General features: G+C 74.3%; 26 protein-coding genes. 9 read left to right on the forward strand and 17 right to left on the reverse strand.

Annotated features, from left to right (window positions below; genetic code table 11):
* Positions 1 to 31: 31 nt before the first annotated feature.
* Positions 32 to 682 carry a response regulator transcription factor gene (locus tag G5C62_RS00650; protein ID WP_164699691.1) on the reverse strand — a complete coding sequence of 217 codons (651 nt, stop codon included), beginning with the start codon at positions 680 to 682 and terminating at the stop codon, positions 32 to 34.
* Positions 679 to 1,950: a sensor histidine kinase gene (locus G5C62_RS00655; RefSeq protein WP_164699690.1), complete on the reverse strand. Its 1,272-nt coding sequence runs from the start codon at positions 1,948 to 1,950 to the stop codon at positions 679 to 681. The genes G5C62_RS00650 and G5C62_RS00655 overlap by 4 nt, the downstream gene beginning before the upstream one ends.
* Before the next feature lie 198 nt (positions 1,951 to 2,148).
* Here G5C62_RS00655 and G5C62_RS00660 point away from each other — a divergent pair, with 198 nt between their 5' ends.
* Positions 2,149 to 3,111: an ABC transporter ATP-binding protein gene (locus tag G5C62_RS00660; RefSeq protein WP_164699689.1), complete on the forward strand. Its 963-nt coding sequence runs from the start codon at positions 2,149 to 2,151 to the stop codon at positions 3,109 to 3,111.
* A complete protein-coding gene (locus G5C62_RS00665; RefSeq protein WP_164699688.1) occupies positions 3,108 to 3,914 on the forward strand; it encodes a hypothetical protein in 807 nt (268 codons plus the stop codon). The genes G5C62_RS00660 and G5C62_RS00665 overlap by 4 nt, the downstream gene beginning before the upstream one ends.
* Before the next feature lie 76 nt (positions 3,915 to 3,990).
* On the opposite strand, the gene G5C62_RS00670 is transcribed toward G5C62_RS00665, so the two are convergent.
* The 7 genes from G5C62_RS00670 to G5C62_RS00700 all read right to left on the reverse strand — a co-directional run bounded on the left by G5C62_RS00670 (position 3,991) and on the right by G5C62_RS00700 (position 10,250).
* Positions 3,991 to 4,512, reverse strand: a complete 522-nt coding sequence (locus G5C62_RS00670; protein WP_164699687.1) for a hypothetical protein — start codon at positions 4,510 to 4,512, stop codon at positions 3,991 to 3,993.
* Between the two features lie 155 nt (positions 4,513 to 4,667).
* Entirely contained in the window at positions 4,668 to 5,660 is a 993-nt protein-coding gene (locus tag G5C62_RS00675) for a Brp/Blh family beta-carotene 15,15'-dioxygenase (protein WP_164699686.1), read from the reverse strand.
* Positions 5,661 to 5,676: 16 nt separating this feature from the next.
* Complete coding sequence (locus G5C62_RS00680; protein ID WP_164699685.1) at positions 5,677 to 6,516, reverse strand: bacteriorhodopsin; 840 nt, start codon at positions 6,514 to 6,516, stop codon at positions 5,677 to 5,679.
* A 109-nt stretch (positions 6,517 to 6,625) separates the two neighbouring features.
* On the reverse strand, positions 6,626 to 7,258 hold the full coding sequence (locus tag G5C62_RS00685) for a response regulator transcription factor (protein WP_277424748.1): 633 nt from the start codon (positions 7,256 to 7,258) through the stop codon (positions 6,626 to 6,628).
* Positions 7,251 to 8,510 (reverse strand): sensor histidine kinase, encoded by a 1,260-nt coding sequence (locus G5C62_RS00690; RefSeq protein ID WP_241175639.1) that lies wholly within the window; start codon positions 8,508 to 8,510, stop codon positions 7,251 to 7,253. The genes G5C62_RS00685 and G5C62_RS00690 overlap by 8 nt, the downstream gene beginning before the upstream one ends.
* A gap of 37 nt (positions 8,511 to 8,547) precedes the next feature.
* A complete protein-coding gene (locus G5C62_RS00695) occupies positions 8,548 to 9,321 on the reverse strand; it encodes an ABC transporter permease (RefSeq protein WP_164699684.1) in 774 nt (257 codons plus the stop codon).
* Complete coding sequence (locus tag G5C62_RS00700; protein ID WP_164699683.1) at positions 9,318 to 10,250, reverse strand: ABC transporter ATP-binding protein; 933 nt, start codon at positions 10,248 to 10,250, stop codon at positions 9,318 to 9,320. Before G5C62_RS00700 ends, G5C62_RS00695 begins: the two co-directional genes overlap by 4 nt.
* A 167-nt stretch (positions 10,251 to 10,417) precedes the next feature.
* Here G5C62_RS00700 and G5C62_RS00705 point away from each other — a divergent pair, with 167 nt between their 5' ends.
* On the forward strand, positions 10,418 to 11,065 hold the full coding sequence (locus G5C62_RS00705) for a maleylpyruvate isomerase family mycothiol-dependent enzyme (protein WP_164699682.1): 648 nt from the start codon (positions 10,418 to 10,420) through the stop codon (positions 11,063 to 11,065).
* A gap of 73 nt (positions 11,066 to 11,138) precedes the next feature.
* Complete coding sequence (locus G5C62_RS00710; protein ID WP_164699681.1) at positions 11,139 to 11,855, forward strand: hypothetical protein; 717 nt, start codon at positions 11,139 to 11,141, stop codon at positions 11,853 to 11,855.
* Between the two features lie 214 nt (positions 11,856 to 12,069).
* Here G5C62_RS00710 and G5C62_RS00715 read toward each other — a convergent pair whose 3' ends face one another.
* Both G5C62_RS00715 and G5C62_RS00720 read right to left on the reverse strand, forming a co-directional pair.
* Positions 12,070 to 12,807, reverse strand: a complete 738-nt coding sequence (locus tag G5C62_RS00715) for an SGNH/GDSL hydrolase family protein (RefSeq protein ID WP_164699680.1) — start codon at positions 12,805 to 12,807, stop codon at positions 12,070 to 12,072.
* Positions 12,808 to 13,180: 373 nt separating this feature from the next.
* Positions 13,181 to 13,789 carry a carboxymuconolactone decarboxylase family protein gene (locus G5C62_RS00720; protein WP_164699679.1) on the reverse strand — a complete coding sequence of 203 codons (609 nt, stop codon included), beginning with the start codon at positions 13,787 to 13,789 and terminating at the stop codon, positions 13,181 to 13,183.
* 387 nt (positions 13,790 to 14,176) lie between these two features.
* On the opposite strand from G5C62_RS00720, the gene G5C62_RS00725 reads away from it, so the two are divergent.
* The gene (locus tag G5C62_RS00725) at positions 14,177 to 14,896 is read left to right on the forward strand and encodes a CDP-alcohol phosphatidyltransferase family protein (protein ID WP_241175638.1); all 720 of its coding nucleotides are present in this window, start codon (positions 14,177 to 14,179) and stop codon (positions 14,894 to 14,896) included.
* Positions 14,897 to 15,141: 245 nt separating this feature from the next.
* On the opposite strand, the gene G5C62_RS00730 is transcribed toward G5C62_RS00725, so the two are convergent.
* Complete coding sequence (locus G5C62_RS00730) at positions 15,142 to 15,576, reverse strand: MarR family winged helix-turn-helix transcriptional regulator (protein WP_241175637.1); 435 nt, start codon at positions 15,574 to 15,576, stop codon at positions 15,142 to 15,144.
* Between the two features lie 87 nt (positions 15,577 to 15,663).
* On the opposite strand from G5C62_RS00730, the gene G5C62_RS00735 reads away from it, so the two are divergent.
* On the forward strand, positions 15,664 to 16,533 hold the full coding sequence (locus tag G5C62_RS00735) for a nucleoside-diphosphate sugar epimerase (protein ID WP_164699677.1): 870 nt from the start codon (positions 15,664 to 15,666) through the stop codon (positions 16,531 to 16,533).
* A gap of 129 nt (positions 16,534 to 16,662) precedes the next feature.
* Positions 16,663 to 17,334, forward strand: coding sequence for a bifunctional 2-polyprenyl-6-hydroxyphenol methylase/3-demethylubiquinol 3-O-methyltransferase UbiG (locus G5C62_RS00740; RefSeq protein WP_164699676.1), 672 nt, complete (start codon positions 16,663 to 16,665; stop codon positions 17,332 to 17,334).
* Between the two features lie 277 nt (positions 17,335 to 17,611).
* Here the strand turns inward: G5C62_RS00740 and G5C62_RS00745 are convergent, their stop codons facing one another.
* Positions 17,612 to 19,186, reverse strand: a complete 1,575-nt coding sequence (locus G5C62_RS00745) for a phospholipase D-like domain-containing protein (protein WP_164699675.1) — start codon at positions 19,184 to 19,186, stop codon at positions 17,612 to 17,614.
* Between the two features lie 187 nt (positions 19,187 to 19,373).
* Between G5C62_RS00745 and G5C62_RS00750 the strand changes: the two genes are divergently transcribed.
* Complete coding sequence (locus tag G5C62_RS00750; RefSeq protein WP_164699674.1) at positions 19,374 to 19,763, forward strand: hypothetical protein; 390 nt, start codon at positions 19,374 to 19,376, stop codon at positions 19,761 to 19,763.
* Between the two features lie 59 nt (positions 19,764 to 19,822).
* Here G5C62_RS00750 and G5C62_RS00755 read toward each other — a convergent pair whose 3' ends face one another.
* Genes G5C62_RS00755 through G5C62_RS00765 form a run of 3 tightly spaced genes read right to left on the reverse strand, consistent with a single transcriptional unit; the run spans position 19,823 to position 21,133 of the window.
* Positions 19,823 to 20,227: a hypothetical protein gene (locus tag G5C62_RS00755; protein WP_164699673.1), complete on the reverse strand. Its 405-nt coding sequence runs from the start codon at positions 20,225 to 20,227 to the stop codon at positions 19,823 to 19,825.
* 40 nt (positions 20,228 to 20,267) lie between these two features.
* Entirely contained in the window at positions 20,268 to 20,678 is a 411-nt protein-coding gene (locus tag G5C62_RS00760) for a VOC family protein (RefSeq protein ID WP_036336119.1), read from the reverse strand.
* Positions 20,675 to 21,133: a helix-turn-helix transcriptional regulator gene (locus G5C62_RS00765; protein WP_036336120.1), complete on the reverse strand. Its 459-nt coding sequence runs from the start codon at positions 21,131 to 21,133 to the stop codon at positions 20,675 to 20,677. The genes G5C62_RS00760 and G5C62_RS00765 overlap by 4 nt, the downstream gene beginning before the upstream one ends.
* Positions 21,134 to 21,237: 104 nt before the next feature.
* Here G5C62_RS00765 and G5C62_RS00770 point away from each other — a divergent pair, with 104 nt between their 5' ends.
* Positions 21,238 to 21,885, forward strand: a complete 648-nt coding sequence (locus G5C62_RS00770; protein WP_036336121.1) for a trimeric intracellular cation channel family protein — start codon at positions 21,238 to 21,240, stop codon at positions 21,883 to 21,885.
* 63 nt (positions 21,886 to 21,948) lie between these two features.
* Here G5C62_RS00770 and G5C62_RS00775 read toward each other — a convergent pair whose 3' ends face one another.
* Positions 21,949 to 22,209, reverse strand: a complete 261-nt coding sequence (locus G5C62_RS00775) for a hypothetical protein (protein ID WP_164699672.1) — start codon at positions 22,207 to 22,209, stop codon at positions 21,949 to 21,951.
* Between the last annotated feature and the right edge of the window lie 34 nt (positions 22,210 to 22,243).

A 22,243-nucleotide genomic window follows, 5' to 3' on the forward strand; every position in this document is an offset into this window, starting at 1 on the left:
GCGCGGTCGGGGATCGGACGACGGGGGGCGATCAGCCGGTCATGAAGCCGCTCTCGTAGGCAGCGATGACCGCCTGAGTGCGGTCCCGCGCACGGAGCTTGAGCAGCACGCTGCTGACGTGCGTCTTCACCGTCTCGCGGCTGAGGAACAGCTCGGTGGCGATCTCGGCGTTGGACAGCCCGCCCGCCACCAGCCGCAGCACGTCGGCCTCGCGGCCGGTCAGCTCCGGCAGTGCGGCCGGCCCTCGGGCGCGGGAGGGCGCGTGCGAGGCGATGAGCCGCCGGGTCAGGTCCGGGAGCACCAGGGTCGTCCCCCGGGCGACGACCCGGATGGCGTCGACGAGCGAGTCCGGCTCCGACCGCTTCAGCGCGAAGCCGCTCGCCCCGGCCTGCAGCGAACGGAACAGGTAGTCGTCGTCCTCGAACGTGGTCAGGACCAGCACGCGGGGGCGCTGCGGGTCACGGGCGACCAGCTCCGCGGTCGCCGCGATGCCGTCCATGTCGGGCATCCGGACGTCCATGAGGACGACGTCCGGATCGGTGTCGGCCGCGACGGCCAGCGCCTCCCGGCCGGTGCCGGCATCGCCCACGACGGCCAGGTCGGGCTCGCTCTCCAGGATCACCCGCAGCCCGGAGCGGACGAGCACGTCGTCGTCCACGAGCAGCAGCCGCAGGGCGGTCACGCCGCACCCGACAGCGGCAGGGTGACACACAGGTCGAACCCGCCGGCCGGCGTCCGTCCGGCGGTGAGCGTGCCGCCGACGGCGGTCGCCCGCTCCCGTAGGCCGGCCAACCCGCGGCCGCCGCCGGGGCCCGGGCGGCCGTCGTGCTGGGAGACCGGTTCGTTGCACACGCGGACGACGAGGGTGTCCCCGCTGCGGACGACCTCGGCGACCGTCCGCGGGGTGCCCGCGTGCCGCAGCACGTTCGTCGTCCCCTCCTGGACCACCCGGTAGGCCAGCTCCTGGACACCGGCGGGCACGTCGTCGACGTCGCCGCCCACCACGAGCTCGACGGGCAGGCCGCCGTCGCGGAGTCCGGCAAGCAGGTCCTCGAGGTCGTCCAGCGACGGCGCGGCGAACGGGGCGGGGTCACGGCCGCCGTCCTCGGCACGGAGCACGGTGAGCACCCGGTCGAGCTCCGCGAGCGCGGTCCGGGTGTTCGTCTCGATGTGCCCCAGCGCCTGGCGCGCGAAGTCGGCCTGCAGCGGCCGCTCGCCGACGGGCGTCAGGGTGCGGCGGGCGGCGGTGGCCTGCAGCAGGCTGGCGGTCAGCGCATGACCGATGGTGTCGTGCAGGTCGCGGGCCAGCCTGTTCCGGTCGGCCAGCCGCCGGGTGCTCTGCTGCAGCGCGGCGATCCGCTGTTCGGGCGCGGTGCCGAGCAGCCGCGGCGCCACGGACGCGGACAACCGCACCAGCAGGTCGAGCCCGGCCAGGACGAGGACGACGTCGAGGACCATGAGCGCCAGCAGCGGGAGCGCGTTGAGCGGGTTCCACTCGATCTCCCAGCCGAGGGCGACGAAGACGGCGCCGCCGAACAGCAGGGTGGTGGACGCGGCGAGGCCGAGGAGCACGCGGGCCCCGAGCCAGCCCAGGGCCCGCCAGGTGTCGGCCGCGAAGACCAGCCGCCGCAGCCGGCGGACGACGCCGCGCCGGTCGCGGACCCGCTCACCGGCCGGGACGTCGACACCGAGCAGCCTGCGGGCCAGCCGGCGCTCCATCTCGGCCAGGGAGCGGGTCACTGCGAGCACCAGCAGGACGAGCAGCACGCCGACGCCGTAGACCACGGCCACCACCGAGCCGACCAGCCCGGCGTACAGCACCAGGTACAGCGCGCCGAGGGGCAGGCTCGCCAGCGCGTAGAGGGCCCGGCCTCGCCAGCCCGGGCGGGCGGCGGCCAGCACCATCCGCAGCCGGGCGGCGAGCTCGGTCGCCGAGCGTGAGGAGGTCATCGGGGGCACCGATCGATCGTGGCGGATCGTCGCGCCCGGCGGCTCCCCTGTGCGCGCCCCGTTCGCCTCCCCCACGTGGGGGACGCTGCTCGGCACCGTGGGGTGATCCGCCCGGGCCGATGGGCCCGACACGCTCCGTGTCATGACTGCACCCCTCCCGTGGCGGCGACGCCGTCACGCCCCCGACGGGCCGCGACCATGATCCAGGTGCGCGGCCTCACCAAGGAGTACGGCACCGCGTCCGTGCGTGGGACCAGCACCGTCCGGGCCGTCGACGACCTGACCTTCGACGTCCAGCCGGGCAAGGTGACCGGCTTCCTCGGTCCGAACGGCGCGGGCAAGTCGACCACGATGCGCATGGTCCTCGGCCTCGACCGGCCCACCGCCGGCTCCGCCCTGGTGGCCGGCCGGCCCTTCGCCACGCTGGCCGAGCCGCTCCGGACGGCCGGTGCCCTGCTCGACGCGGGCGCCGTCCACCCCGGGCGCAGCGGGCGCGACCACCTGCGGGTCGCCGCCCGCACGCACGGCATCCCGCTGCGCCGGGTGGACGACGTCGTCGACCAGGTGGGGCTCGGCCCCGCGGCCCGGCGGCGGGTGCGCGGCTACTCCCTGGGCATGCGCCAGCGGCTCGGCATCGCGACCGCGCTGCTCGGTGACCCCGCCGTCCTGCTGTTCGACGAGCCGATGAACGGCCTCGACCTGGACGGGGTCCGGTGGATCCGCCGGCTGGTGCGCGGGCTGGCCGACGAGGGGCGGACGGTGCTGCTGTCCAGCCACCTGATGAGCGAGATGGAGCAGACCGCCGACCACCTGGTGATCATCGGCCGCGGCCGGCTGATCGCCGACGCGTCGATGCAGGAGGTCATGCGCGGGCAGGGTGCGCAGCGGCAGGTCCGGGTGCGGACCCCGTCGCCCGACGCCCTGGTCGGCGCCCTGCGCCGCCGACGGCTGCAGGTGCACCCCACCGAGGACGGCGACCTGCTGGTCGAGGGCACGACGGCGGAGACCGTCGGCGACGTCGCCCTGGAGACCGGTGTCGCGGTGCACCGACTGGCCGAGGAGCACTCCTCGCTGGAGCAGGTCTACCTCGACCTCACCGGCGACAGCGTCCAGTACCGGGTCGCCGTCGCGCCCGAGCCGGCCGGGCTGGTGCAGCGATGAGCGCGGCGGAGCTCGCCGTCCCGACGACGGGGACGGCGACCACCGAACCGGGGACGGCGCCCGTCTTCCGGCGCGCCGCCGGGGCCGAGTGGCTGCGACTGCGCACGGTCCGGACGACGTGGTGGTGCCTGCTGGCGGCCGCGGTCACCGTCGTGGGCATCGGCGCCACCGCGGCCTTCGACGAGGCGACCGGACCGGCCGACCCGTTGACCGGCCTGCCGGCGACGTTCGCCGGTGAGTTCGGCGTCCTGCTGGGCCAGTTCGCGCTGCTGGTGCTGGCCCTGCTCGCGGTCACCCAGGAGTACGCCAGCGGGTCGATCGGCCCGACCCTGCAGTGGACGCCGCGCCGCGGGGTGCTGCTGGCCGCCCGGGTCACCGTGCCGGTCGTCGTCGCCACGGTGGCCGGGGTGCTCCTCGCGCTGGTCGCCGACGTGGCCGCCTGGCTCATCGCGCCCGACCTGACCCTGACCCTGGCCGACCTGGCCGACAGCCTCGGCCGGGTCGCGGCGGTGCTGGCCGCCGGGAGCGTGCTGGCGGTCGGCGTCGGCCTGCTGCTGCGCAGCACCGCCGGGGCACTGGCCACGGTCTTCCTGCTCCAGCTGGTGCTGCCGGCCCTGCTGCCCGGCTTCGGTGTCGAGTGGATGGCCGACCTCGGGGAGCTGCTGCCGGGGACGGGTGCCGTCTGGATGCTCCTCGGCGAGCCGGACATGACGGCGGCTGCGGCAGCGACGCTGCTGGTCGGCTGGTCCGGGGCGGCGCTCGCCGCCGGCGGCTGGTCACTGCTGCGCCGGGACGCCTCGTAGCTCGCGCGGTCGGTCCACCGGCCACGACACGGGCGGCGGCCGGGGGCTCCCCCGGCCGCCGCCTGCGAGTCGTGCCTCAGACCGACGTGGACAGGCTGCGCACGCTGCTGGTCGTCGTGAGGGCCAGCCGGCGGCTGATCCGCAGCCCCTGGTCGGCCAGGGCGAACGTCGCCTCGATGACGTCCTCGGGCCGCACCAGCGCCGCCGGCACGATGCCGCGGACGATGGTCGTGATGCTCTGGACGACCCCGGCGACGGCGTCCTCGCCACTGGCGGCGGCCTCCTGCAGCTGACGCCGGGCGCGCTCCTGCTCCTGGTCGCGCAGTTCGGCGAGCAGGCCGGCGCGGGCCTGCTCGAGCACCCGCTCGACCTGCTGGCGCTCCTCCGTGCCGTCGGGCCCGGACGCCACCAGCTCGCCCGCGACCAGCCGCCGGGCACGCTGCGCCACGTCCTCCTGGGTCCGGGCCAGCTCCCGGAGCTCGACGTCCGAGCCCGTGGACGCCCCTGGGGCGACCCGCTCCTCGGCCTCGGGTGCAGCAGAGCCGGGCTCGTCCTTGGTCGCCTGGCTGGCCTTCGTCGTGCTCGTCGGTCCGGTCATGAGGTGCTCCTCCTGTGCTCGGTCCATCGGGACCCCCAGGCTCGGCTCGGCAGGTGAACGTCCGGGGGGCCGTGGGGGGACGACCGGCGAGTCCGCTCCGAACTCGGGCGCCGCCCAGGCGTGTCGTCCGGTGTGTCGAGGGCCTGCGCCGGCGCTCAGCCGCCCGCCGACGGGTCCACCCGCACGGGCTGGTGCGGGAGCCTGGCCGGCGCCCGCCGGTCGAGCAGCGCCACCACCGCCATGTGCGGGACGGTGAGGCCGAGGAGGACGGCCAGCGCGCCGGCCGTCCAGTCGGGTCGTTGCGCACTGAGGACGAGGAGCGCGATGCCGGCGAGGGCCACCCCGGTGGGGACCGCGGCCGCTGTGGCGTAGCGGAGCAGCGGGACGCCGAGCCGGCCGGCCGCCAGGTCCTCGCCGTTGCGGGGGTCGACCGCGAGCAGGCGCCCGATGTGGCGGACGGCGTGCCAGCCACCGAAGTACGCGCCGAAGGCCGCAGCCGGCGGAGCAAGGGTGAACAGCGCGGCCAGCAGGCCGGCCTCGGCCGCCCATCCGGGCCGGCCGCGGGCCAGCGCACCGGACACGGTGCCGAGGAGGGCCACGCCGACGACGGCGAGCGCAGCCTGCCGGACGCCGGGTGTCAGCAACCCCGGCAGCTCCGGGGACAGCGCCGCCAGCACCCGGTCGGCCTCCTCGGGCCACCGGGCGAGCGGGACGGCGATGGGCAGCCCGCCCAGGCCCACGACGGGTGCGACGTCCCGCAGCGCAGGCCGCCACGGGGTCCCCGACCGCTCGGCGTCGAACGCCACCTCACCCATGCCGAAGTGCACCGCGGAGACGACGAACAACAGCAGCAGGCTCACCACCGGGGTCACCAGGAGGGCGCCCAGTGCGACCAGTGCGGTGACGGCGTAGCCGACCAGGACGCCCGGGCGCAGCATCCGCCCCGGTCGCCCGGCGACCCAGTCCGGGACCAGGTGGTCGACCGCACCGTGCGGCAACCCGACCAGCACCCCGACGGCCAGGACGCCCAGTCCCCATGCCGAGAGCTGGTCGGGCAGCAGCACGGCCGCCCCGACGACCGCGCCGACGACCCCGACCGACAGCCGGGTCGTCAGCGCGGTCACCCGCAGCGGTGCGCGTGCCGTCACGACGCCCCCCGGCGGATCAGGCAGCCCGACCGGGAGCCGCCACGTCGGTGATGCCGCCGCGGGGCATGGTGACGTCGGAGGCGACGGCCTCGTCGTGGCCCTCGTGCTTGCTCACCTTCCGGGCGATGACCGCCAGCAGGATGCCGTAGACGACCTTGGAGGTGATGTCGGCGACGGTGTAGGTGATCTGCCGGGCGACCACGCCGTCGGCGGAGTCCCAGATCGCCGGCATCAGGTAGGCGCCGGGGTAGAGCATCCAGGAGACCAGCAGCAGCCACCACACGGCCTTGACCAGCGGGCGGACCTCCGCGGGCAGCCGGCCGACGTTGCCGTACACGGTGCGGTACACCAGAGCCAGGATCACCAGGAAGAACACCGTGCTGATCGAGCCCCAGATCCAGAACGGCGCGCTGCGCTCGACCTCGTAGAACTGGCCGGCGTAACCGGTGTAGATCATCCCCAGCCCGGCGACGGTGAAGACGATCCAGCCGCGGCGGAACGCCGCACCGGTCACCCCCAGGACGATCAGCATCTGCAGCAGCAGCACCGGGACGTCGATCGTCCAGTTCATGTACCGGTAGCCGTTGGAGAACAGTGCGCCGGTCGAGCTGAACGCCTCGCCGTCCCAGCTGAAGGCGCTGTCCCACCTGAGGGAGATGACCAACAGCTCCAGGAACGCCGACAGCATCACGACCGCGGACAAGGTGGAGGACAGCTGGTACCGGGGCAGCGAGTTCTTGCTGGTCAGCAGGAAGTAGACCAGGCCCGCGGCCATCGCGGCGTAGCCGAGGGTGAAGACGTGGGACACGATCGTGTACTGGAAGAAGTCGTAGGTGAAAGTGTTCTCGACGTTCACGTCGTCTCCTGATCGGGAAGGCGGTGTCGTCGCTCTTCTGCCGTCGGCGGCACGGCGGATGCAGGCCGACTGCCCAGGACCGTGCGCCGAGCCCGCCCGGCGACGCGCGTTAGGCGGGCAGGATGCCGCGCTCGTACGCGGCCGCGACGGCGGCGGCCCGGTCGGTCACGCCCAGCTTGGTGAACACGTGCACCAGGTGCGTCTTCACCGTGGCCTCGCTGACGAACAGGCTCGCGGCGATCGCCCGGTTGGGCGTGCCCTGGGCGACCAGCCGCAGGACCGCCACCTCCCGCTCGGTCAGGTCCGTCCCGGGCGTGCCGCGCATCCGGGTGACCACCTGCGTGGCCACCGCAGGGGACAGCACCGACTCCCCGTCGGCCGCGGCATGGACGGCGGCGACCAACTGGTCGCGGGGGGCGTCCTTGAGCACGTAGCCGGTGGCCCCGGCCTCGAGTGCCGCGCGCACGTCCCGGGCGGTGGCGAAGGTGGAGAGGACCAGGACCCGCACCGGGTCATCGCACAGCGCGACGATCGCGTCCAGCCCGTCGCCCCGGGGCATCCGCAGGTCCAGCAGCAGGACGTCCGGCCGGAGCGCGCGCACCAGGGCGACCGCCGCCACCCCGTCCCCGACCTCGCCGACCACCTCGACGTCCGGCACCGCGGTGAGCATGCCGCGCAGACCGTCGCGCACCACCGGGTGGTCGTCGGCCAGCACCACCCGTACGGTGCGCCGCTCAGCCACGGGTCACCGGCAGTCGCAGCGAGACCGCCGTCCCACCGCCCGGCTCGGACTCCACCAGCACCTCGCCGCCGACCCGCTCGGCTCGCTGCCGCATGCCGCGCAGGCCGAACCGGGCCCCCGCCGTCCCGGCGCGGTCCGATCCAGTCGCCGGGAAGCCCACCCCGTCGTCCCGGACGTCCAGGAGCACCTCGTCGTCGAGGAAGGACAGCGTGACCCCGACGCGGGAGGCCCCGGCGTGCCGGGTGACGTTCGCCAGCGACTCCCCCGCCACCCGCAGGAGGACGGCCTCGGCGTCGTCGGGCAGGGGCCGGGCGGCGCCGGTGACGACCAGCTCGGCGCGCGCACCGGTGCGGGTCACCCAGTCCCGCACCAGCCGGTCCAGCGCGGCCGGTGCGTCGGCGTCGTCCAGCTGGGACGGCAGCAGCCCCTCCACGGACCGCCGGGCCTCCACCAGGGCGGAACGGGCCAGCTCGGTCGCCGCTTCCACCCGCTGCGCGACGGCTGCGGGGGCGGCGTCGTCGGTGACCGCCTGCAGCTGGGTGACCACTCCCACGAGGCTCTGCGCGATGGTGTCGTGGATCTCCAGGGCCAGCCGCTCCCGCTCCTCGTGCCGGCCCGCCTCCCGGGCGCGCTGGAGGAGCGCCGCGTGCAGCTCGGCGTTCTCGGCCAGCGCCTCGGCCAGCCGGGCGTTGGTCCGCTCCAGCTCGTCGATGGTGGCGACCCGCGCCGCGGCGAGCGCGTGCTCGTCGCGCTCCATCCGGACGAAGAACAACACGAGCCCCGCGTTGAGCGCGAACAGCCCCAGGAAGGCAGCGGCCTGGGTCCGGTCGGCCGGTGGCAGGCCGCCGGACTGCGAGCCGGCCAGGGTGAGCGCGGTGAGCAGCACGAGCGGGGTCACCAGCCGCCGCGGCGCGTGTTCGACCGTGTCGAAGTAGCCGATGAAGGCGAAGGCCCCGAAGAACGGGTTGATCCAGACCAGGACGAAGGCGGCGACGGTGCGGGCGCTCACGTAGGCCGCGCTGAGCCGGTCCGGGCCGCCCGGGCGGCGGTCCCACCGGCGGTCGACCACCCAGGCGTGCCCGGCCGCGATCGCGCCGACCAGCACCGCCGCGGTCGTCCACGCCGCCGGCCCCCGGTCGAACAGGTGCATCGAGGCGGCGGCGAGCACGGTGGCCAGGGCGAGGACCAGGTAGGGGCCGCGCCGGAGCAGGAAGCGCCACCGCACCTGGACGGCGGCCCCCGGAGCGGTCACCGGTGCCTCCCCTCCCACAGCCCGCACTGCCCGGAGCTCACTGCCAGCGGAAGCATCGCACCGCCAGGACCGCCAGCACGACAGCCCAGCCGGCGACGACCAGCACCTGCAGCAGCGTCGGCAGCTCTCCGGCCTGGGCCCGGTCCAACGCCAGCGCTGCCGCGCCGGTCGGCGTCGCGGCCACGACGTCGCGGACGAGCCCGCTCATCGCGCTCACCGGGTACCAGACACCGGCGGTGAACATGAGCGGGAAGAAGACGACGGTGCCCACGGTCGAGGCGGCCCGGGAGGAGGGCGCCGTCCCGGAGACCAGCGCCCCGATGGTGAAGACGGCGACCAGGGCGAGCAGGTAGGACAGCGCCCAGGCCGGCAGGGCGGCGGGCAGCGGGACGCCGAACGCCAGCCGGCCGACGGCGAGCACGAGGACCACCGACACCAGCACCGTGGCCGCGTGCAGCGCGACCTGGGCACCGAGCACGTGCGCGGCCCGGGCCGGGGTGGTGGCGATCCGACGCAGCACCTGGCGTTCCCGGTAGGCGCTGATCACCGCCGGCATCGCCGTGACCCCGGCCATGATCGCGGCCAGCAGGCAGGAGACCGGCACGTAGGCGGCCACGAAGCTGACCCCGCCGAACTCCGCCGACGGCTCGTCGAACCCCGGGACCAGGCCGAGGACGACCAGCAGCAGGGTGGGGAACATCAGGATCCAGAACAGCGAGCCGGGCTCGCGCAGGAACAGTCGGGTCTCGGTGGCCAGGACGGCCCGGCCCGGGCGGGCCCGACGGCTGCCGGTGGGGCGGGTGGCGGTCACGCGGACTCCTGCAGGGTGGGGGCCGCATCCTGGCGGCGGACGAGGTCGAGGTAGGCGTCGTCGAGGGTGGTGGCGGAGACCCGCAGGCCGACCGGCTCCACGCCGCGGGTCTGCAGTGCGTGGAGCACCGCGAGAACGCCGTCGTCGGTGCCGACGACCTCGAGCCGGTCACCCCGCCGTTCGACCCCACCGACACCGGACAACCCGGACAGCGCCGCCGCGGCGAGGACGTCGGCGGGAACGGTGAAGGACATGACCGTCGAGTTCGCCGAGCAGGCGACCACCTGCTCGGGCGTCCCCTCGGCGACGACGCGGCCGGCGGCCATGACGGCGATCCGGTCGCAGAGCTGCTGGGCCTCCTCCATCAGGTGGGTGACCAGCACGACCGTGGTGCCGCCGTCGCGGACCTCGCGCACCAGCTGCCAGGTGTCCCGGCGGGCCTCCGGGTCCAGGCCGGTGGTCAGCTCGTCGAGCAGCACCACCCGGGGCCGGCCGACGAGGGCGGTGGCGATCGCCAGCCGCTGCTGCTGGCCACCGGAGAGGTGGGCGTACCGGGTGTCCGCGACCTGCCGCAGGCCGAGGCGCTCGAGGAGCTCGACCGGATCAGCGGGGTCGTCGTGGAAGGAGGCCACCATGGCCACCGCCTCACGGGCGGTGAGCTTGGCCTGCAGCCCGGAGCTCTGCAGCTGCACACCCAGCACGCGGGTGACGGCGCGCCGGTCCTGCCAGGGCACGTGCCCGGCCACGCGGACCGTGCCGTGGTCGGGACGGGTGAGCCCGGCGATGCACTCGACCGTCGTCGTCTTGCCGGCGCCGTTGGGCCCGAGCACGCCGACGATCTCGCCGTCGTGCACGTCGAGGTCCACGTGCTCGACGGCCACGGCGGAGCGGTACGTCTTGCGGAGGTCGCGGACCTCGATCAGCGGCATGGCACGACACTGGCAACGGCGCCGCGCCGTGCCATCGACCGACCGGCTGGAACCATCTCCACCGATCGGCGCCCGGAGCGGCTCTCCGGCGCGGCGGCGGGCAGCGATGACTTCCGCGGCCCGGGCGGGTCCAAGGGGCAACGCCGACCGATTCGACTGGAGACCCTGTGCCCGACACCACCACCCGCGAGCACCTGTGGGCGGCCGCCCACGCTGAGCGCGCCGCCCTGGCCGACGACCTGGCCGAGCTGGACGAGGGGCAGTGGACGCAGCCCTCGCTGTGCGGGCGGTGGAGCGTCCAGGAGGTGGTGGCCCACCTGAGCGCAGCAGCCAGCACCGGGCGGGCACGCTGGCTGGTCAGCATGATCGGTGCGCGCTTCGACGCCGACGTGCACAACGCCCGACGGCTGACCGAGCACCTCGGCTCCACCCCCACCGAGACGCTGCAGCGCTTCCGCACGGTCGTCGACAGCACCACCGCCCCGTCCGGGCACACCGCCGCCTGGCTCGGCGAGGTCGTCGTCCACGCCCAGGACGTTCGCCGCCCGCTCGGTCTGCCCGGCCGGCCCCCGGTGCCCGTGGTCACCGAGGTCGCCCGCTTCTACGCCGCCCGGGACTTCGCCGTGAACAGCCGCACGGCCGCCGCCGGCCTGCGCCTCCAGGCCGACGACGGGCCCTTCGCGGCGGGTGAGGGCCCGTTGGTCACCGGCACGACCTTGGCCCTGACGATGGCCATGGCCGGACGCGCGGCCTTCTGCGAGGACCTGACCGGCCCCGGCGTGCGTGTGCTGCGAGAACGGTGCGCACGCCCCTGAGCCACGGGGAACCGCCGGACCACGTGGGGACGTTGTCCCGGGAGCCGGCACACCACCCTGGACGAGGAGCGCCATGACCACCCCGCTGCCGACCGGCCCCGCCGGCGCCCTGGACGTGCGGGCCGACGACGAGGTGACCTGGCTGCTCTCGCTCGACCCCACGGTGATCGCCGTCCTCGGTGGCGTGCTGGTGACGTTCCTGCTGATCGCCGTGCTGGCCGGGTGGCTGGTCGTCCGGCGGGTCCGGCGCAGCCCACTGGTTGCCCGGAGCCGGGAGATCGCCGCACGCAGCCGTGAGCTGGGCATGCAGGGCGCCACCGCCGTCGCGGCCCGCCGCCTGCCCCCGGGGCAGCGGCGCTCCTGTGCGGAACTGCAGCTCGAGGTGTGCCGCGCCCGGGATCGGCTGCGTCGCCAGGTGGCGACCGCGCAGGCCGCCGGCGCCCACCTCGGCGAGATACCGGACCTGATGCCGTCGCTGGAAGCCGAGGGCAGCCGGTTGGAGCAGCGCCTGCGGCAACGGGCGCTGGTGCCCGAGCCGACCGTCCGGGACGACCTGGAGCTGGAGGCCCGGGCCCACCTCGACACGCTCGCCGACGTCTGCGACGCGGTGTTGCAGGCGGAGCGGGTGGCGTCGGCGACCAGGCGGCCGACCACCGAGGTCGCCGACGCGGTCACCGCGCTGCGTGCGCACACGACCGCCTACCAGGAGCTCACGTCCCCGCCGGTGGTGCCTCCGCTGTCCCCGACCACGCAGCCGACGCCCCCAGCCCGGGAGCCCACCCAGCGGTGAGCGGCCAGTCGTTGTAATCCGGCCGGTCGTGCCCACCGGCCGGCCGGATCGCAATGGCGGCCATGATCCACCGTTGGTGCGCGTCGAGGCCGTCCCCCGGCAGGACCGCCGCACCAGGTGGTCGAGGACCCATGAGCCTTCTCCTCCTGCATGGACTGAGAGTCCGGCGAGCAGGCCTCGGGTCGCCGTCCGGACGCGGAGCCGGCCCCAGCGGTCACTGCCCAGGGGTGGGTGCGACCGCTTGGAGCGCCGTCCAAAAGGCCGCTCGCACCGCACTGGCCCCCCACGCGTTGGGCTCGATCAGATCGCAGAACCACAGGCTGCGCTCGGCGGGGCGCGGCTCCCGCCGTGCCGGGTCGCCGGCGAGCAACCCGTGACCGTGGAAGAGATCGGCGATCTCGGCCACGGCGGCGCCGTGCTGGGCCGCCACGGCTCGCAGGCCGTCATTGAGCTCCTCGATCATCGCCACCGCCTCCGCCCAGGGCGGCAGGCCCAGCCGTGCGGCGTCACCGGTGCCGTCGCTCGGGTCGTAGACGGTGCCGACGATGATCCGGCCGGACGGGGCGAGGCGTCCGGCGATCTGGGGCAGCGCGTGCGCCAGGGCGGTCTGCACCCGGGTGATCACCTGGCGCGCGGCCGCTGTGTCCCCGTACGCCCCCAGGAGGTCGTTGCCCCCGATGGACATGGTCACGAGGGTGGGGCGCAGGCGGAGCTGCGCGAACCTGGCGAGCTGGGTGTCCAGGAGCGTGCGCGTGGTCGCGCCGTCCGTGGCGAGCAGGGAGAACACCGTGCTCGGGTCGGCGGTGCGCAGGTCGCGCCCCCGCCACTCGGGGAAGTCGTCATCGCGGTTGGCGAAGAGCAGGCTGGCCCCGCCGCGGCCTGGTCCGCCGGAGTAGTCGTCGATGGAGATCGAGTCGCCGAGCGCGACGTAGTGGGCTGCGGCGTCCGCCATCCGGCCATCGTCCGCTCGGCGTCGCGAGGCCGCCTCTCGGTGGACCCGGGCTGCCCTCAGCCGATGCGGTGCGCGACCGCCCAGCCAGGGTGCCCAGGCTGTTCGTGGCCGGGCGGAGCAGCATGGGCGCGAGCAGGCTCCCGCTGCGCAACCGGAGCCAGGCGAACAGGACTCCGGCGGCGCCGGTGAACACGCACGCGAACAGCACGGCCCCGGCTCGGAGGACCGGCCCCCGGCGAGGTCGTTCGCCGCCAGGGCGCTGATCGTGGGACGGATGTGCCAGATCCCGAAGACGGCCGCGGACATCGCGAGCAGTCGCCGGAGACGACCACCTCTCGCTCCCGGTGGCGGACCGTCGGTGGGGCGGCGGCCCTCAGGGGGCCTCCGGCGTCCGGCTCGAGTGCTTGCCCGCCGACCACCCGTGGTCCTGCAGGTGCTCACCGGCCCAGCTCAGCGGCGAGCGCTCCAACTCCGTGGCCATGGTGTCGTTCCACCGGTTCAGGAACCCGAAGTTGGCGATCACAGCAACGATCTCGACGACCTGCTCGTCGTCGAAGTGGCGCTGTAGCGCGACCATGTCCTGGTCGGTGACCGCGTTCGGTGTCAGTCCGGCCCCCCGCGCGACGCGCAGCGCGGCCCGCTCCGCCTCGGTGAACAGCGGGCTGGCCTCGAACTCCCACACAGCGGCCAGCTTCTCGGCATCGGCTCCTCGCTGCTCGGCCACATGGGAGGTGTGTGCCTGGCAGTAGGAACAGCCTGCGGCAGCAGACACGATCGTGGCGACCAGCTGCTTGAGCACACCACCCACCCGGCCATCAGCCATCACCACCGCATTGAGCCGGGCGAAGGCCGCCATGACCTCCGGATGACGGGCCATCGTCAGCGTGCTGTTGGGCAGTACCCCCAACGCGGTCTCCACCGCCTGGAAGGTCTCCTCGTACTGCGGCAGGTCCTCCCGCCGCAGCGGCTGGATCCTCGACATCAGCCACTCCCTTCACGTCGACAGCGAAACCTTAGCGCTGAGGCATGTTCGGCGTGGTCTGACGAGCGCCAGCCACCGAGGACGGCGATCCCTTCCGCGACTCTGATCCGGTCACGCCGCGGACGCGGACGGAGTCATGACGCGGATCGCGAGTGGGAGGGGCGCGGTCTGGGCCACATTGGCGCCGACTCCGGACCCGCCGCCCCCGCGAGAGCGGACGATCCGGCCTGCGCGACAGGGTCATCCGGCCGACGAGCCGCGGACATGGAAAGGTCCTCGTTGCAGGACACGCCACCCGGACGGGGTCACCGGCTCCGCTCCGTCCCCGGACCCAGAGGCGGTTGGCCGCAGTTGTTCTCCTTGAGTCGGCGCCTGGCAGGCGCACTCGTGCACGCGTACACAGCGAGCGGCTCCGTGCTCGCGCTGCTCATCGTGCTGGCTGCGTTCGACGGTCACGTGGTCATGGCCCTCTGGATCGGCCTGGTCGCACTCGTCGTCGATGGCACGGACGGGATGCTCGCCCGCGGCGCGCGGGTGAAGGAGACCATCCCCTGGTTCGACGGCGCCCGCCTCGACGACATCGTCGACTACCTGACCTACGTCTTCGCCCCCGTGGTCCTCCTCTGGACGACCGGGGCCCTGCCGGATGGCGCGGCCGGGTGGGTGCTGGCCGCCCTGCCGCTGCTCTCCTCCAGCTACCAGTTCTGCCGGGTGGACGCGAAGACCGATGACCACACGTTCCTCGGGTTCCCCAGCTACTGGAACGTCGTCGCCTTCTACGTCATCGTGCTCGAACTCGACCGGGTCACCGTCGCGACCATCCTGGTCGTCTGCTCGATCCTGGTGTTCGTGCCGGTGCGCTACCTGTACCCCTCACGCACTCAGACGTTCAGACCCCTCAGCCTGGTGCTCACCGCGATCTGGATCGGCACGTATGCGCTACTCCTCCTCCAGTTCCCGTCCGTGGACCCGATCGTGGTGACCGTCTCACTCGCCTACCTCGTGTACTACCTGGCGGTCAGCGGCTACCTCACCGTTGCTGCCAGGCGCCGCCGGCGCGGTCGTGCGGGCCGCGCCGAGACACGGGTGGACGCCGGCACACCCTGACCGCCGTCCGCTGCTGCACCCCGGACGTCGACCGCCGGACACTGCCGCAAGGGACTGTTCCCGCCTGCTCGGGCCGGAGCGCCCCTCCGCGTGCACGACCCGCACCGCCGTCCCCGGCGCCTGCCGGGCTGCCCTGTCGGTGGCCCCGGCCGCCACGGCACCGACGCGAGCGGCGCTGTCGTACTGGTCGATCCCTTCGGTCACGACCCCGTCACGAGCGGTTTCCTCGGTCCGGGGCGGCGGACTCACCCTCCTGCCGCGGCTTGGCCGGGACGATCCAACAGCTTCGCCAGCAGCGAGGACAACTGCAGCTGCTCCCCCTCGTCCAGGCGGCCGAGCCGGTCGTCGGGGAAGTCGAAGGCACGCCGGACGGCGCGGTGCTCGCGGCGCCCGGCCGGGGTGATCGAGACCTGCTTGACGCGCCGGTCCGCCGGGTCGGGCACCCGGGTCACCAGTCCGCGGGCCTCCAGTCGGGCGACGAGCTGGGTGACGTTGGACGGGTCGCAGAGCAGCTCGACGGCGAGCTCCCCCATCGACCGCTCCCCCATGGTCAGCTGGCCGAGCAGGCAGGCCTGGGCAGCGCTCAACCCGACCGCCTGCGCCGCACGGTCGTACGCCGCGTCGTAGGCGTACACGAAGTCCCACACCTGCTGCTGCAGCGTGCTCTCGTCGTCTGCCACGGCGCCCAGGTTACTTGATGGACTGAAGTAGTCGTGCCACCATGACGGCAGGAACTTGAGTGACTCAATCAATTGGAGGAGATCCAGATGGCGGTCGAACACGGGAGCACGGCGACCACCCGCGTCCTGGTCACCGGAGTGCGCGGGAAGACCGGCGCCCCACTGGCGGAGCTGCTCGTCGCCCGGCCGGGCGTCGAGGTGCTGGGCGGCAGCAGCAACCCGGAGACGGTCGACGTCGCCGGGGTCCGGCCGACCGAGTTCTCCTGGGACCGGCCGGCCGGCTGGCCAGCGGAGACCGACGGCGTCGACGCGCTCTACGTCGTCCGGCCCGATCGCGCGGACGCGCCGGAGCTGATCGGCGCGCTGCTCGAGGTGACGCCGCCCCGGGCGCACGTCGTCCTGCTGTCGGAGCAGGACGCCGACCACACCGGGCCGGCCGGGTGGGCGCCGCGGGCCGAACGGGCGGTGCGCACCGGCAGCCACAGCTGGACGGTGCTGCGGCCGAGCTGGTTCATGCAGGTGCTCACCGACCCGCGCTTCTACCTCGACCAGCTCACCGGCACCGACGAGCTGCCGTTCGCCAGTGGGGGCGCGAGCCTCGCGTGGATCGACGCCCGGGACATCGCCGCCGTGGCCGAGCGAGCACTGCTCGACGAGGGGCACGCCGGTCAGGTGTACGAGCTCACCGGTCCGGCGGCGCTCTCGCTGCCCCGCACCGCGGAGCTGATCTCCCGGGCCACCGGGCGCCCCATGACCCACCGGGAGATCACCATCGACCAGGCGCTGGCCGGCACCGAGGGCTTCGAGCGGGAGATCACCGCAGTGACGTTCGAGCGCGTGCAGGCCGGCAGCTTCGCCGTCGTGACCGACGCCGTCCAGCGCGTGACCGGGCGTCCGGCCCGAAGCCTGGAGAGCTTCCTCGCCGACGCGCTACCCGTCCTGCGGCGCGCCGCCTGACCCCGGTTTGGGGCGTCAGTCTGCTCGACCACGTTCAGTCGGCCACTTGCCGTTCCGGCAAGGATCTTTGCGTCAGCGTCGGATACCGGGCCATCGTGCCCAGGGCACACCGACGGGGAGGACCAGGACATGTCCGAGCAGGCAGTACGGCGAGAGGGCGGCGACCCAGCCGGCCACGACTTCGACGAGGCGTACTGGGAGGAGCACTGGCAGGGCCGGGCCGCCGGCCCCGAAGCGGTGCACAGCATCCCGCCGAACCCGCACCTGGCCCGCGAGGTCGGCGTGCTGGTGCCGGGGACGGCCCTGGACGCAGGGTGCGGCGCGGGCGCCGAAGCGCTGTGGCTCGCCGCGCACGGCTGGCAGGTCACCGCAGCCGACATCTCGGCCGCGGCACTGGCCCGCGCCGCTGACCGGGCGGCATCGAGCGGGGTCGCCCAGCGCGTGCGGTGGTTGCAGGCCGACCTGAGCAGCTGGGCGCCGGACACGCAGTTCGACCTGGTCACGACCTCCTACGCCCATCCGGCCATGCCACAGCTGGAGTTCTACGACCGGATCGCCGGGTGGGTGGCCCCTGGCGGCACCCTGCTCGTCGTCGGGCACCTGCACGCCCACGCCGCCCAGGAGGAGGGCCACCAGCCGCCCGCGGACGCGTCGGTCACCGCCGCCGTCGTCACCGCCCGGCTCGGCGACGCGGAGTGGGACGTCGTCACCGCCGAGGAGCTGCAGCGCACGCTCACTGCTCCCGACGGCCGCACGAGGAGCCTCCGGGACGTCGTCGTGCGCGCCACACGACGCGCCTGACCAGTTCCGGGCGCGAAGGGGCCCCGGACGATCCAGCCCCCACGGCAGGCATGCCGTGGGGGCTGGATCGTCTGGTCAGGTCAGACCGGCGGGGCCGGTCGAGCTGCTCAGTTCGTGCGACGGCGGCCGGTGAGACGGCCGAGGAGCCGCTTGAGCAGGTTCGCCTTGATCAGTCCGGACACGATCCCCATGTCTGTTCCTCCTCCGGGTCGACTGGACCAGCCACTACCCAGCATCGGCCCGGTCCATGTCCCGGCCTGCGCAGACGCCCGCACGGTCAGGCGCGCACGCGGTTGCGCGGCCGACGGCGGCGGGCGAAGAACCGCTCCACCCGGCGCCACCGGTTCGGCGTCTTCTCCCGGTCCATCACCTCGGACTCGGCCAGCGCGCGGTCGACCGTGCCGAGCTCCGGCGGCTCGAACACCACCAGCGAGCGGCCGGTCGGCCGGCGCAGCCGCTCGATGCCGCGCACGAGCGAGCCGGTGTCGGTGATCGCGGCGGCGACCTCGTCGGGCGTGCACGCCAGGTGCTCGGCCAGCAGCCGGTGCCGGAAGTCGACGATGGTCGCGGCCACCCGGTCGGCCCCCGGCTGTCCCTCCACCGCCTCGATCGCCAGGTCGCACTCGGTGTCCAGGCCCATCGACCGGTTGTTCAGGTTGCTGGACCCCAGCCGCAGCAGGCGGTCGTCGACGACGGCCACCTTGGCGTGCACGTAGATCGGCTCGCGCTGCTCGGTCACCGGACAGTAGAGCCGGAACCGGTCGTGGACGTCGGCCTCGCGGATCAGCTCCAGCACCCGGGCGCGCGCGGTCCCCATCGCCTTCTCCGAGAGCCAGCCGTCGGCGGTCCACGGGTTGAGCACGACGACGTCGGGGCCGTCGGGCTCGCGCAACCGCTCGGCGATCGCCTCGGCGATCCGGCGGCTGGCGAAGTACTGGCTCTCCACGTAGATCGAACGACGGGCCGCGGCGATGCCGGCCAGCCACAGCAGTTCGATCTCGTGGACCAGCTCCATGCCCCCGTGTTCCGGGCGGGTGCGCGAGATCGCGACATCGACGTCGGTGAGCAGCGGCTCGACCTCCGCGGGCCAGCACTCCCGTCCCTCCGGCAGCGGCTCGAGCCGCTCCCCGGTGCCGCTCTCCCACCGCGTACGGGCGAGCTCGGCGACGGCACGAGCGGCGGGCCCGGTCAGCATGCTGGTCGCGTCGTGCCACGGTCCGGCGAGGCGGCCCTCCGCGCGTCCGGCGGCCGGCGACCGCCGGTGCGGGTTGCTGTCGGCGTGGTCGGAGGTGTCCCAGCGGTCGGCGGTGACGTCGATGCCGCCGGTGAAGGCCAGGCAGTCGTCGACGACCACGATCTTCTGGTGGTGCGCGCCCCCGACCGGGTGGTGGGTGTCGATGGCCAGGGTGAGGCGGTCGGAGGTGCGCCGGTCCAGCAGCACGATCGGCTGCAGCCCGCGGCCGAGCGCGCGCACCATGCCCAGGTCCCACTGGAGGACGCCGATCTCCAGCTGCGGGTTCTGCTCCACCGCCTGCTCGAGCACGGCCCCGAGCCGGTCGTCCTTCGGCCGGCCACCGGCCAGCGGGTCCAGGCGGATCCGCGGGTCGAAGTCCCAGCCGATGAACAGCACCCGCCGCTCTGCGCGCAGCACGGCTCGCTTGAGGGTGGCGAAGTACTCGGCCGCGTCGACGAAGACGGCGAAGCGGGTGGCCCGCTCGATCCGCCAGCAGGTCTCCCCCGGGATCAGCAGGGCCGCGCCCTGCTCCGGCCGTCCGGCGTTCCCGCCACGGGGGGCAGGGAGCCCGACGCCGGGGTCGGTGTCGGGGTCGGTCGTCGCCTGGCCGTCGTCCATCACGTCGGGAGTGTGCCCGTCGTCCCGCACGGCACCAAGGACCGACTCCCTCGAACCGGGGACACGGCCGCGCAGCGCCGCCGTCCCGCGGCAGCAGAACTCGGCTGCTGATCGGCCCGTCGGCTGCGAGGGTGCTCCCGACCGGCTGCGGCGCGACCGTGGACCACTCCGAGAGGCAGGAGGACCGATGGACGGGGACACCGACGCCACGGACGACGTGCGGTCGCTGCGCGCGGCGCTGCGCACGGAGCTCGTGACCGCGATGAGGTCGCGCCGGGCCGACGCCGTCGCCGCGCTCCGCAGTGCCCTGGCCGCGATCGACAACGCCGAGGCCGTCGTCGCGCCGGGGACCGCGACCGGCGCCACGAACGCACACCTCGCCGGCACCCGGACCGGGGTCGGTTCCACCGAGGCGGACCGCCGCGCCATGTCGATCGGCGACGTCCGCGCCCTCATGCGCGCAGGGATCGCGGAGCGCCGGACCGAGGCCGACCGCTACGACACCCTCGGGCAGCACGAGGCCGCCGGCCGGCTCCGGCGCGAGGCCGAGGTGCTCGACCACCTCGCCGACGGGTGACCGCACCCCTCCGTGCCAGGCGGCCCGGCTCGACGCCCGACTGCGCGGTCGACCGGCCGTCAGCGGCGGGCGAGGACCGCCATGGCCACCGCGCACCCCCACCCGGCCACCACCACCGGGGTCTCGACCGGGTCGAACCCGCCCGGGCTGACCCGGAGGCGGGTGCAGCGCTCGCTCAGGTAGCCGAACGTCAGCCCGGTGCCGAGCCACCGGAGCACCCAGCGGGCCCGGCCGTCCGGCCCGCGGAGCAGCCGGGCGGTCGCCCAGACCTGCGGCCCGAGCAGGTACGGCGGTGCGCTGAAGGCCGTGCCGAACCAGAGCCAGTCCCGGACGAGGTGGTCCGGGCTCCCCACCAGGAAGGGGACGTCGAAGTGCCGGCGGCGGCGCAGCGCGACGACGTGACCGGCCAGCTGAGCGGCCAGCTGGATCGCCGAGACGGCCAGGAGCGTCGATCGCTGCACCATGCCCCCGCACGGTAGGGCGCCCGGGCCGTCCAGCGACGGCTCAGCTCAGCTGGTTGATCCGGATCAGGTTGCCCGTCGGGTCGCGGAAGGCGCAGTCGCGGACGCCGTAGTCCTGGTCCGTCGGCTCCTGGAGCACCTCGGCGCCACTGGCCTCGATCTTGCCGAAGGTGCCGTCGAGGTCGTCGGTGCCCAGGGTGAGTGCGGCGTAGTTGCCCTTGGCGATCAGCTCCAGGACGGTGCGGCGCTCGTCCTCGGTGATGGTGGGGTCGGCGGCCGGCGGGTGCAGGACGACGGAGGTCTGCGGCTGGCCGGCCGGACCGACGGTGATCCAGCGCATGTCCTCGTAGCCGACGTCGTTGCGGACCTCGAAGCCCAGGACGTCGCGGTAGAAGGCCAGCGAGGCCTCCGGGTCGGTGTGCGGCAGGAACGCATAGTGGATGGTCAGGTTCATGGCGTCGACGCTAGGGCCGGCACCGGCGCCCGGGCTTCTCGATTCCTGACCGGTCTGGTCACCTGTTTCGCCAGGCACGGCGGGATCCCCGCGCTCCCCCGGACGGCCTGCTCGCGGTAGACGCTCGGGGGCATCCCGACCAGTTCGGTGAAGCGGGTGCTGAAGGTGCCCAGCGACCCGTAGCCGACGGCGAAGCAGACCTCGGTCACGCTGAGGTCGCCCCGGCGCAGCAGCGTCATCGCCCGCTCGATCCGCCGGGTCATCAGGTAGGCGTACGGCGACTCCCCGTAGGCCCGCTTGAACTCCCGGCTCAGGTGCCCGGCCGACACGTGCACCCCCCGGGCGAGCGCGTCGACGTCCAGTGGCTGGGCGTACTCGCGGTCGATCCGGTCCCGGACCCGGCGCAGCAGCACCAGGTCGGCCAGACGCTGCTCGGAGACGGGTCCACCGGCCATGACCAAGATCGTAGGGACGCGCCGGGACAGCACAAGCCTCCCGGCGCAGGAGGCTGCGGTGGCCCCGCCGCAGCGGGCCGGGAGCGTGTTGGTAGAACCGGCCGGTGAGCACCGAGGCGACGCTGTTGCTCACCCTCGACCTCGTCGGGACGTTCGCCTTCGCGTTGAACGGTGCGCTGACCGCGCTGCGGGTGACCCGGCTCGACATCGTCGGCGTCGTCACGCTGGGGATGACCACGGCCCTCGGGGGCGGGATCATCCGGGACGTCCTGCTCGGCAGCCTGCCGCCGGCGACGTTCAGCGACTGGCGCTACCTGGCGGTGGCCGCCGTCGGCGGGCTGGTGGCGTTCGTCTTCGGGCCCGGGCTGGACCGGCTGAACACCCCGATCACGGTGCTGGACGCCGCGGGACTGAGCCTCTTCGCGGTCACCGGCGCCGCCAAGGCCCTCGCCCTGGGACTCGGCCCGGCGCAGGCGGTGCTGCTCGGTGCGCTCACCGGCGTGGGTGGCGGCACGCTGCGCGACGTCCTGATCGGACAGGTGCCGTCGGTGTTCCGCAGCGGCCTGTACGCGATCCCGGCGCTGCTCGGGGCGACGGCCACCGTGGTGGCCATCCGGCTCGACGCGTACGGGGTGGCCACCGCCGTCGGCGCGGCGGTCCTCTGCTTCACCGTCCGGATGCTCGGTGTCCGGTTCGGGTGGAACGCGCCGATGCCCCGGACACCGCGCGCGCAGCGCCCGCACGGCGGCTGACCGACCGGGTGCGCTCACGTCCAGGGCCCGGCTCGACGAGGTGGTCGAGCCGGGCCCTGGACGTCAGCCGCTGGTCTGCGTGAACAGCCAGTCGCGCAGGGCCGCGATCTCGTACGCGGGCTGGAAGGACGCCATGTGCTCGCTGTTCATCGGGCCGGAGGCCGAGCCGTTCGCCGCGAGGACGGTGCCCTCGGCGAAGGTGGCGAAGTTGATGCTGCTGCCCTCGGCGAGCAGTTCGGCGGCCGCCGCCTCCAGTTCATCGGCCGACCAGGTCGCGTCCCACTCGGTGACCGCGCTGTAGTCGACGCCCGCCGCATCCAGCATCGCCTGCACGTCGGCCTGACCACCGGAGGCGTTG

It is taken from the genome of Modestobacter sp. KNN46-3 (genome assembly GCF_011039295.1).